The 9756-nt window shown below is 66.2% G+C and carries 11 protein-coding genes; all 11 read right to left on the bottom strand.

What is annotated here, in order from left to right:
• Nucleotides 1-170 precede the first annotated feature (170 nt).
• Nucleotides 171-1973 (bottom strand): aspartate--tRNA ligase, encoded by a 1803-nt coding sequence (gene aspS, locus HWX55_RS35655; protein ID WP_006477843.1) that lies wholly within the window; start codon nt 1971-1973, stop codon nt 171-173.
• 67 nt (nt 1974-2040) lie between these two features.
• On the bottom strand, nt 2041-2691 hold the full coding sequence (locus HWX55_RS35650; RefSeq protein WP_006477842.1) for a DUF502 domain-containing protein: 651 nt from the start codon (nt 2689-2691) through the stop codon (nt 2041-2043).
• A 61-nt stretch (nt 2692-2752) separates the two neighbouring features.
• Nucleotides 2753-3106 carry an FmdB family zinc ribbon protein gene (locus HWX55_RS35645; protein WP_175979065.1) on the bottom strand — a complete coding sequence of 118 codons (354 nt, stop codon included), beginning with the start codon at nt 3104-3106 and terminating at the stop codon, nt 2753-2755.
• Nucleotides 3107-3202: 96 nt separating this feature from the next.
• Nucleotides 3203-3829 carry an SAM-dependent methyltransferase gene (locus HWX55_RS35640; RefSeq protein WP_175979064.1) on the bottom strand — a complete coding sequence of 209 codons (627 nt, stop codon included), beginning with the start codon at nt 3827-3829 and terminating at the stop codon, nt 3203-3205.
• A gap of 17 nt (nt 3830-3846) precedes the next feature.
• A complete protein-coding gene (ubiB, locus tag HWX55_RS35635) occupies nt 3847-5424 on the bottom strand; it encodes a ubiquinone biosynthesis regulatory protein kinase UbiB (protein ID WP_050014696.1) in 1578 nt (525 codons plus the stop codon).
• A gap of 12 nt (nt 5425-5436) precedes the next feature.
• A complete protein-coding gene (locus HWX55_RS35630; protein WP_027806086.1) occupies nt 5437-6063 on the bottom strand; it encodes an SCP2 sterol-binding domain-containing protein in 627 nt (208 codons plus the stop codon).
• A gap of 146 nt (nt 6064-6209) precedes the next feature.
• The gene (locus tag HWX55_RS35625; protein WP_175979063.1) at nt 6210-7241 is read right to left on the bottom strand and encodes a TIM44-like domain-containing protein; all 1032 of its coding nucleotides are present in this window, start codon (nt 7239-7241) and stop codon (nt 6210-6212) included.
• Nucleotides 7242-7282: 41 nt separating this feature from the next.
• Nucleotides 7283-8014, bottom strand: a complete 732-nt coding sequence (gene ubiE, locus HWX55_RS35620) for a bifunctional demethylmenaquinone methyltransferase/2-methoxy-6-polyprenyl-1,4-benzoquinol methylase UbiE (RefSeq protein ID WP_006477837.1) — start codon at nt 8012-8014, stop codon at nt 7283-7285.
• Between the two features lie 52 nt (nt 8015-8066).
• Nucleotides 8067-8480 carry a DUF971 domain-containing protein gene (locus HWX55_RS35615; protein WP_175979062.1) on the bottom strand — a complete coding sequence of 138 codons (414 nt, stop codon included), beginning with the start codon at nt 8478-8480 and terminating at the stop codon, nt 8067-8069.
• Nucleotides 8477-8920 (bottom strand): HIT family protein, encoded by a 444-nt coding sequence (locus tag HWX55_RS35610; protein WP_011546191.1) that lies wholly within the window; start codon nt 8918-8920, stop codon nt 8477-8479. Before HWX55_RS35610 ends, HWX55_RS35615 begins: the two co-directional genes overlap by 4 nt.
• A gap of 86 nt (nt 8921-9006) precedes the next feature.
• Nucleotides 9007-9756 (bottom strand): (Fe-S)-binding protein (locus HWX55_RS35605; RefSeq protein WP_175979061.1); only part of this gene is annotated, 750 nt, incomplete at its 5' end.

Here is a 9756-nt window from a genome sequence, read left to right as displayed (position 1 = left end):
ACGAACGCATTAAGCTCAAGTTGAAAGGGCTGAGTCCCGTGCAATACAGGACTCAGCCCTTGGGCACCTAGTCTTCAACCGTCCAACTTCGTGGGGTCAGTTCACCACGGCGCCTTTTCGTTGGATGTCGCGCGCGCGTCGCCGCGCGCATGACCGGGGGCGAAAACGCGTTACGCCTTCGGCTGCTCCGGCTGACGCAGACGGATGTGCAACTCGCGCAGCTGACGTTCGTCGACCGGGCTCGGCGCCTGCGTGAGCAGATCCTGCGCGCGCTGCGTCTTCGGGAACGCGATCACGTCGCGGATCGAATCGGCACCGGCCATCATCGTGACGATGCGGTCGAGACCGAATGCGATACCGCCGTGCGGCGGCGCGCCGTACTGCAGCGCGTCCAGCAGGAAGCCGAACTTCAGTTGCGCTTCTTCCGCGCCGATCTTCAGCGCGCGGAACACCTTGCTCTGCACTTCCTCGCGGTGGATACGCACCGAGCCGCCGCCGATTTCCCAGCCGTTCAGCACCATGTCGTATGCCTTCGCGAGGCAACGGCCCGGGTCGGTCTCGAGGTACTCGAGGTGCTCGTCCTTCGGGCTCGTGAACGGATGGTGCGCGGCGACGTAGCGCGCGTCTTCGTCGTCGTATTCGAACATCGGGAAGTCGACGACCCACAGCGGCTTCCAGCCGGCCTGGACGAGGCCGTTCGCCTTGCCGAATTCCGAATGACCGATCTTCAGGCGCAGCGCGCCGAGGCTGTCGTTGACGACCTTCGCGCGATCGGCCGCGAAGAAGATGATGTCGCCGTCTTCAGCGCCGGTGCGCTCGAGGATCGCCGCGATCGATGCGTCGTGCAGGTTCTTCACGATCGGGCTTTGCAGGCCGTCGCGGCCCTTCGCCTTCTCGTTGACCTTGATCCAGGCGAGGCCCTTCGCGCCGTAGATGCGCACGAATTCCGTGTAGCCGTCGATGTCGCCGCGCGACAGCTCGCCGCCCTTCGGCACGCGCAGCGCCGCGACCCGGCCGTCCTTCGCGTTGGCCGGCGTGCTGAACACCTTGAAGTCGACGTCCTTCATCGCGTCGGTCAGCTCGGTGAATTCGAGCTGCACGCGCAGGTCCGGCTTGTCCGAACCGAAACGCGCCATCGCTTCCGAGTACGGCATCACCGGGAATTTCGCGTCGAGTTCGACGTCGATCGTCGTCTTGAAGATGTGACGGATCATGTCTTCGAACAGGTCGCGGATTTCCTGCTCGCCGAGGAACGACGTTTCGCAGTCGATCTGCGTGAATTCCGGCTGACGGTCGGCGCGGAGATCCTCGTCGCGGAAGCACTTGGTGATCTGGTAGTAACGGTCGAAGTTCGCGACCATCAGCAGCTGCTTGAACAGCTGCGGCGACTGCGGCAGCGCGAAGAACTGGCCGGCGTTCACGCGCGACGGCACGAGGTAGTCGCGCGCGCCTTCCGGCGTGCTCTTCGTCAGCATCGGCGTTTCGATGTCGATGAAGCCCTGCTCGTCGAGATACTTGCGCGCCTCGATCGCGACGCGATAGCGCAGGCGCAGGTTGTGCTGCATCTGCGGGCGGCGCAGGTCGAGCACGCGGTGCGTGAGGCGCGTCGTTTCCGACAGGTTGTCGTCGTCCAACTGGAACGGCGGCGTGACCGACGCGTTCAGCACGTTCAGTTCGTGGCACAGCACTTCGATCTTGCCGCTCTTCAGGCCGGCGTTGACCGTACCTTCCGGACGGTTGCGCACGAGGCCCTTGATCTGAACGCAGAATTCGTTGCGCACGCCTTCGGCGGTCGCGAACATTTCCGCGCGATCCGGGTCGCACACCACCTGCACGAGGCCTTCACGATCGCGCAGGTCGATGAAGATCACACCGCCGTGATCGCGGCGGCGCTGCACCCAGCCGCACAGCGACACGGTTTGGCCCAGCAGGTGTTCGGTCACGAGACCGCAGTATTCAGTACGCATCGACATGATGTTTGCTTTCGTTCGGTTTGATCAACGGGCGCCGCAACGCGCGGCCCGGGCGATGATTCTTTACTTACAGCGGCGGCTCGACGGGACGACGGGCGGGCGCCGGAGCCGGCGCCGAAGGCGCCACGACGCCCATCGAGACGATGTACTTGAGCGCGGCATCGACCGACATGTCGAGTTCGATGACTTCGCTCTTCGGCAGCATCAGGAAGAAGCCCGACGTCGGGTTCGGTGTCGTGGGCACGTACACGCTCACGTACTCTTCCGTCAGATGGTTGACCACGTCGCCGCCGGGCGTGCCGGTCAGAAACGCGATCGTATACGAGCCGCGGCGCGGGTATTCGATCAGCAGCGCCTTGCGGAATGCGTTGCCGCTGCTCGACAGCAGCGTGTCCGATACCTGCTTGACGCTCGTGTAGATCGGCCCGACGACCGGGATGTGACGCACGACCGCGTTCCACCACGTGACGAGCTTCTGACCGATGAAGTTCTGCGTGGCCAGCCCGACGACGAAGATGAACGCGAGCGTCAGCACCGCGCCGATCCCCGGCAGATGGAAGCCGAGCATCCGCTCGGGCTGCCACGATTCGGGCAGCAGGAGCAGCGTCTGGTCCATCGTGCCGATGATGAGGCCGAGCACCCACAGCGTGATCGCGAGCGGGACGAGAACCAGCAAGCCGGTCAGGAACACCGTTTTCAGGGTCGTCTTTTTCATCATCTGCCGTCAATGAACCGCGCCGGAAGCGCGGGTTGGTCGCGACCCGGCCGGGCCGCGACGGTCAACTGCCGGCGGCGGGCGTCGCAGCCGGTGCCGGCGCGGCGCTCGTCGTCGTGGTGCTGCCCGCACTGCTCGTCGCAGCCGGCGCGGCCGCGGCGGGTGCGGCTTCCGCCGCGGGTGCCGCCGGCGCCGCGTCGCCCGACGCCGTCGCCGGTGCGCTGGCGCCGCCCGAGCCGCCGCGGAAATCGGTGACATACCACCCCGAGCCCTTCAGCTGGAAACCGGCGGCGGTCACCTGTTTGCGAAATGCATCCTTCCCGCATTCAGGGCATTGCGACAGCGGCGCGTCGCTCATCTTCTGGAGCACGTCCTTCGCGAAACCGCACGCTTCGCATCGATAGGCGTAGATCGGCATGATATTTTTTCCCGCAGAAACTGGAAACGGCTTGCAAAACCTTGAATTATAGCCGAAACCCCGGCGCGCTCCGGCAACGGCCGCGACGCCCGCGCATCAGCGGCGACGCCACGTGAGCCAGCGCTCGTGCCCATCGAACACGGCCAGCGAATCGGTCACGGGCAAATCGTCGATCAGCTCGAAGTGCGGCGCGAGCAGCGCGTCGAGCTCCGCTCGCTCGATCCCGAACGGCGGCCCCTTCGGCTTCGCCACCACGAAGAAATAGCCGGCCAGCAATCCGCCCGCGGGCAGCAGTTCGGCCATCCGCGCCGCATAGCCCGCGCGCAGGCTCGGCGGCAGCGCGCACAGGAACGCGCGCTCGTACACCCACTGCACGTCGAACGGCGGCCGGTACTGGAAAAAATCGGCCTGCTCGACGACGTCCGCATGCGCGCCGAGCTGCGCCTTCGCCGCAGCGACCGCCTGCGCGGCGAAATCGATCGCGCGCACCGGCCAGCCGGCCTGCGCGAGCCAGCCGGCCTCCTGCGCACTGCCGCAGCCCGGGATCAGCACCGCACACGGGTCGCGCCGCTGCGCGAACGCGCGAAACCCGTCCGGCACACCGCCGAATTCCCACGGCGTCACGCCTCGCTCGAAGCGCTCGTCCCAGAACGACGCGCTGCCGGGGTCGCGCGTCGCGAAATCGGCGGCGCTCGGCACGGACGGTTGTTTCGGTTCGGACATCGCGCGGCTCCTTTCGATCACGCGCCGTACGCGAGCGCGAGCAACACGCGCGCGACGAGCGCCCCGACGCCGACGGCCAGCCCGAAGATCAGCAACGCCTGCAGCAGCCGGTTCGTCCGTTTCTGCTCGACGAGGACCTGACGCATCAGCTCCTCGCTTGCGGCGCGCGGCGCGTCGTGGCGCGCGGCCATCGCATGGTGGATCAGGCGCGGCAGTTGCGGCAGCGTCTTGCTCCACTGCGGCGCCTCGACCTTGAACCGCTCGTACCAGCCGCGCAGGCCGATCTGCTCGGTCATCCAGCGTTCGAGATACGGCTTCGCGGTCTTCCACAGGTCGAGTTCGGGGTCGAGCGAGCGGCCGAGCCCCTCGACGTTCAGCATCGTCTTCTGCAGCAGCACGAGCTGCGGCTGGATCTCGACGTTGAAGCGGCGCGACGTCGAGAACAGGCGCATCAGCACCTGGCCGAGCGAGATGTCCTTCAGCGCGCGATCGAAATACGGCTCGCACACCGCGCGGATCGCGCTTTCGAGCTCCTCGACTCGCGTCTCGGGCGGCACCCAGCCCGATTCGAGGTGGAGCGTCGCGACGCGGTGGTAATCGCGCTTGAAGAACGCGAGGAAGTTCTGCGCGAGGTAATTCTTGTCGAAATCGGACAGCGCGCCGACGATCCCGAAATCGAGCGCGATATAGCGGCCGAACGTGTTCGGGTCGAGGCTCACCTGGATGTTGCCGGGGTGCATGTCCGCATGGAAGAAACCGTCGCGGAACACCTGCGTGAAGAAGATCTCGACGCCTTCGCGCGCGAGCTTCTTGATGTCGACGCCGGCCGAGCGCAGCGTCTCGACCTGGCTGATCGGCACGCCGGTCATGCGCTCCATCACGAGCACCTGCGACGTCGAGAAATCCCAGAACATCTCGGGCACGAGCAGCAGGTCGAGGCCCGCGAAGTTGCGGCGCAGCTGGCTGCCGTTCGCGGCCTCGCGCATCAGGTCGAGCTCGTCGTGCAGGTACTTGTCGAATTCGGCGACGACCTCGCGCGGCTTCAGGCGCCGGCCGTCGGCCCACATGCGTTCGGTCCACGTCGCGATGTCGCGCATCAGCGCGAGGTCGGAATCGATCACCGGCAGCATGTTCGGCCGCAGCACCTTGACAGCGACGGCCTTGCCCGCGTGCACGCCCTGCTTCAGCTTCGCGAAATGCACCTGCGCGATCGATGCGCTCGCGATCGGCTCGCGCTCGAATTCGTCGAACAGCTCGTCGACCGGCGCGCCGAGCGACTTCTCGATGATCGCGATCGCGACGGCCGAATCGAACGGCGGCACCTGGTCCTGCAGCTTCGCGAGTTCGTTCGCGAAATCGACCGACAGCAGGTCGCGGCGCGTCGACAGCACCTGGCCGAACTTCACGAAGATCGGGCCGAGGCTTTCGAGCGCGTGGCGCAGCCGCACGGCGGGCGGATCGGAGTAACGGCGACCGATCGTCGTGATCCGCAGCAGCAGCTTCACGCGCCGGTCGTCGATCCGGGACAGCATCACTTCGTCGAGACCGAAGCGGATGACGGTGTAGACAATCTTGATGAAACGGAAAATGCGCATGCCCTGCGGCCCTCAGTGCGCGCCGCGCGGGCTGGAACCCGTGCGCGCGCCGATTTTTTGTTCGAGTCGCTCGACCCGCTTTTCGACCCGCGCGAGCGCATCGCGTGCGCGCGCCAGTTCGGCGTCGAAGCCGCCGAGCGACGCGCGCCGGACGACTTGCGGGTTCTCGTCGAGCCAGTATTCGGCGACGGAATCGAGCACGTTGCGTCCGGTGCGGCGCGCGCGCGCGCCGGCATCGCGCACGACCGTCGCGATCCGGTACGCCGCCGCGTCGCCGACCAGCTTCGCGAGATCTTCTTCCGGTTCCCAGCGCAGATGCTCGGCCAGCTTCGCGATCTGCGTCGCGAATTCCGCGTCGCCCTCGATCTTCACGTGCTTCATCACGGCCGCCTGGCCGCCCTGCAGGAACGCGGCGACCGTATCGCCGGCGAGCGCGATCGACACGTCGACCTGTTGCGCATCGTGTGCGTCGACAGCCGACAGATAGCCGTCGGGCTGCACCAGCAGCGTGAGCGTGACGGGAGGCACGTCGATCCGGGCAGTCTTGCCCGCATAGGGAATCAGGCGGTCGCGCGCCCACGATTCGCGCGCGAGCAGGTGATTGACGGCAGCAGCAAAAGGCTTGGCGGCAAAGGTCATCGGGCTGGGAAAGAAAAAACCCGCGCAGGCCGGGCGCCCACGCGGGTTTCTATTGTAACGTCGGATCGATGGCAGACCGTGCCTGACCGTACACCCGGGCGGCAAGCGGTCGCAGTGCGGCGGCCGTCGCGGGCCGCCGGCCACGCTCAATGCGTGTTGATCTGCTGGATACCCGCGAGCAGCCAGCCCTGACTGCCCGACTTCGACAGGTTCCACACCTCGTCGAACGGCGCGGCCGACGTATTCGCCGCTTCGCGGATCAGGCCGTGGAAGCGCACGCTCGCCGATTGCTCGATGCCGCGATCCTCGATCGCGACCAGTTCCGCGTCGAGCTGCACGACGTCGGTCTGGTTCGCGTCGTTGCCGCGCGAATCGAGGTCGATCTTGATCTCGGCGAACATTTCGGGCGTCGTGAACTCGCGGATATCGGCCAGGTTGCCCTGATCCCACGCCGCCTGCAGGCGCACGAAGTAGACCTTCGCGCTGCGCAGGAACGCTTCGGTGTCGAAGCCGGCCGGCACTTGAAGCGGCGCAGCCGCCATCGCGCCTGCCGCGCCGGCGGCCGCCGCACCGCCGCCGAACACGCCCTGCGCTTCATTGGCATAGCTGCTGCCGCTGCCCGCGTAGTTGCCGCCGGTGTTGCCCTGCTGGAACGAGGGGCTTTGCGAATAGCCGCCCGACGACGATGCACCGCCGACCGAATACGCCGGCTCCTGCGGGCGACGGCGGTTCATGAACTTGCGGACCAGCCAGATGCCGACCATCGCGAGCAACGCGATCACGATGACGTTCGCCATCATGCTCGCGAACGCGCCGCCGAGGCCGAAGTGCGACAGCAGCGCCGCGATGCCGAGACCGGCCGCGAGACCGGCGATCGGCCCGAGCCAGCGCGAGCGGTTGGGCTGCGCGGCCGGCGTGGGCGCGGCCGGGTTCGTACGCTGCGCCTGCGACGGCGCGGCCTGCTGCATCGGCTGCTGCGCGGGCGGCGTGGCCTGGCGCTGCGTGACGGTGGAGCTCTGGCGGCCGATGCTGCGCCCGCCGCCCATGCGCTTCGCTTCGGCGTCGAGCGATGCGAACGTGCCGGCCGTGAGCAGGCCGACCATCAGCAGCGTGCCGACCCGTCGAGCCCACGGCTTCGACGGCTTGCTACGGTTGAACAACGAACGCGATTCAGACATCAGCTTCTCCGAATGTAAGACGAATGTAGGGAAAGAACCCCTTAGTACTTGGTCCCTAGGTGTAAAGCTACCACGCCACCTGACAAATTGTAATATTTGACGGCATCGAGGCCCGCTTGTTCCATCATCGTCTTCAGCGTGTCCTGATCGGGGTGCATCCGGATAGATTCAGCAAGATACCGATAACTTTCAGCATCTTTCGCGAACTTGTCGCCAAGCCACGGTAATACTTTGAAAGAATACAAGTCGTACGCTTTTTTCAGCGGATCCCAGACTTTCGAGAATTCCAGCACCATCACGCGGCCGCCGGGCTTCGTCACGCGGCGCATCTCGGCGAGCGCGGCATCCTTGTGCGTCATGTTGCGCAGCCCGAACGCGACCGTGACCACGTCGAAGTAGTTGTCCGGAAACGGAATTTTCTCGGCGTCGCACAGCAGCGACGGCGTCACGACGCCCTTGTCGAGCAGCCGGTCGCGGCCGACGCGCAGCATCGATTCGTTGATGTCGGTATGCCAGACCTCGCCCGTCGGCCCGGCCGCCTTCGCGAACGACTTGGTCAGGTCGCCGGTGCCGGCCGCGATGTCGAGCACCTTGAAGCCGGGGCGCACGTTCGCCTGCGCGATCGTGAACGCCTTCCACGCGCGGTGCATGCCCGCCGACATCAGGTCGTTCATCAGATCGTAGTTGCTCGCGACCGAATGAAACACGCCCGCCACTTTCTTCGCTTTTTCGTTTTCCTCGACGCTTTCGAAGCCGAAGTGGGTTTTGCTCATCGCGTTGATCCTCAGTAAATGGCAAGACGGCGCCGAGCGGGCGCCGTCGATTTCAGTGGCAATGGCCGTGCGGCGCGCCGGCCGCCTGCATCGGGGCGTCGCGCTCGACGCCCGCCGCCTTCAGTTTGTCGAAATAGTCGCGCCACAGCGTGTCCTGCTGCGTCGCCAGTTCGTACAGCAGGTCCCACGAATAGATGCCGGTCGAATGGCCGTCGGAGAACGTCGGCTGCAGCGCGTAGTTGCCGACGCCCTCGAGCGCGGTGATCGTCACTTCGCGCTTGCCGGTCTGCAACGTCTCCTGGCCGGGCCCGTGGCCGCGCACCTCGGCCGACGGCGAATACACGCGCATCAGCTCGAACGGAATCCGGTAACTCTCGCCGTTCGGGTACTGCAATTCGAGCACGCGCGACACCGCGTGCACGACGACGCCGGACGGAATCGGCGTCGTGGAAGTCAAACCGCTCATGCTTGCCTCGAATCGGTCATGCGTTGAATTTCCTCGCGCACCGCATTGTGCAGCAGCGAGGCCTGCGCCGCGCGCGAGCGCAGCAGCGCCTCGGACACGCTGCGTTGGCGCGGCGCCCACACGGGCTGCGGGAAATGGGCATCGTTGGAAAAGCGCGGAATCACGTGCCAGTGCACGTGCGGCACCATGTTGCCGAGGCTCGCGAGATTCACCTTGTTCGGCTGCATCACGCGGCGCACGGCCCGCTCGACCGCGTAGACCACACGCATCAGATGTGCCCGCTCGGGCTCGCCGAGATCGGAGAACTCGGCCACGTGCGCACCCCAGATCACCCGGCAGAAGCCCGGGTAGTCGTGCTCGCCGGTGGCCAGCACGACGCGCAGCGCATCGTCCTGCCAGAGCACCTCGCCGCCGTCTTCACGGCAAAACACGCATTCCATCGTCGCTCCCATGTGGACGGGCGCCGGCACATCAGCGCCGGCGCCCGCTCTCATCCTAGTCCCGCCGGGCGGTCGTCATGCCCGCATTAGACCAGCACGCGCTCGATCCCGCCATGGTTGGCCCGTGCGACATAATCGGCCATCCAGTTCTCGCCGAGCACCTGACGCGCGATTTCCACCACGATGTAGTCGGCTTCGATGTTCGCGTCCTCGTTGTAGCGCGACAGCCCCTGCAGGCACGACGGGCAGCTCGTCAGGATCTTCACGTCCGGGCCGTTCGCGCCCGCGCCCGCGCCTGTGCCAGCCGGCGCCGGCGCATCGCCCGCCACCACCGGAATCGCGCGCAGCTTCGCCGCGCCCTTGCGGATCTCCTCTTCCTTGCGGAAGCGCACCTGCGTCGACACGTCCGGCCGTGTGACCGCCAGCGTGCCCGACTCGCCGCAGCAGCGATCGTTCTTCTCGATCCTGTAGCCGTCCTTCTCCGCGCCCATCAGCTCGTTGACGAGCTTCACCGGGTCGATCGTCTTGATCGGCGTGTGGCACGGGTCGTGATACATGTAGCGCGTGCCCGTCACCCCGTCGAGCTTCATCCCCTTCTCGAGCAGGAACTCGTGGATGTCGATGATCCGGCACCCCGGGAAGATCTTGTCGAATTCATACCCCGCCAGCTGGTCGTAGCAGGTGCCGCACGACACGACCACCGTCTTGATGTCCAGGTAGTTCAGCGTGTTCGCGACCCGGTGGAACAGCACGCGGTTGTCGGTCACGATCTTCTCGGCCTTGTCGTACTGCCCCGAGCCGCGCTGCGGATAGCCGCAGCACAGGTAGCCCGGCGG

Source organism: Burkholderia sp. BCC1047, from assembly GCF_902833155.1.
GTDB classification, from domain to species: Bacteria; Pseudomonadota; Gammaproteobacteria; order Burkholderiales; family Burkholderiaceae; genus Burkholderia; species Burkholderia sola.
Note: the sequence above shows the minus strand (reverse complement) of the source record. Positions and strands in the feature narration are given on the sequence as shown.

Excerpts from the sequence above, each read along its gene's own strand:
- aspS (WP_006477843.1), bottom strand. The coding sequence starts at position 1,973 with ATGTCGATGCGTACTGAATACTGCGGTCTCGTGACCGAACACCTGCTG.
- HWX55_RS35650 (WP_006477842.1), bottom strand. The coding sequence starts at position 2,691 with ATGATGAAAAAGACGACCCTGAAAACGGTGTTCCTGACCGGCTTGCTG.
- HWX55_RS35645 (WP_175979065.1), bottom strand. The coding sequence starts at position 3,106 with ATGCCGATCTACGCCTATCGATGCGAAGCGTGCGGTTTCGCGAAGGAC.
- HWX55_RS35640 (WP_175979064.1), bottom strand. The coding sequence starts at position 3,829 with ATGTCCGAACCGAAACAACCGTCCGTGCCGAGCGCCGCCGATTTCGCG.
- ubiB (WP_050014696.1), bottom strand. The coding sequence starts at position 5,424 with ATGCGCATTTTCCGTTTCATCAAGATTGTCTACACCGTCATCCGCTTC.
- HWX55_RS35630 (WP_027806086.1), bottom strand. The coding sequence starts at position 6,063 with ATGACCTTTGCCGCCAAGCCTTTTGCTGCTGCCGTCAATCACCTGCTC.
- HWX55_RS35625 (WP_175979063.1), bottom strand. The coding sequence starts at position 7,241 with ATGTCTGAATCGCGTTCGTTGTTCAACCGTAGCAAGCCGTCGAAGCCG.
- ubiE (WP_006477837.1), bottom strand. The coding sequence starts at position 8,014 with ATGAGCAAAACCCACTTCGGCTTCGAAAGCGTCGAGGAAAACGAAAAA.
- HWX55_RS35615 (WP_175979062.1), bottom strand. The coding sequence starts at position 8,480 with ATGAGCGGTTTGACTTCCACGACGCCGATTCCGTCCGGCGTCGTCGTG.
- HWX55_RS35610 (WP_011546191.1), bottom strand. The coding sequence starts at position 8,920 with ATGGAATGCGTGTTTTGCCGTGAAGACGGCGGCGAGGTGCTCTGGCAG.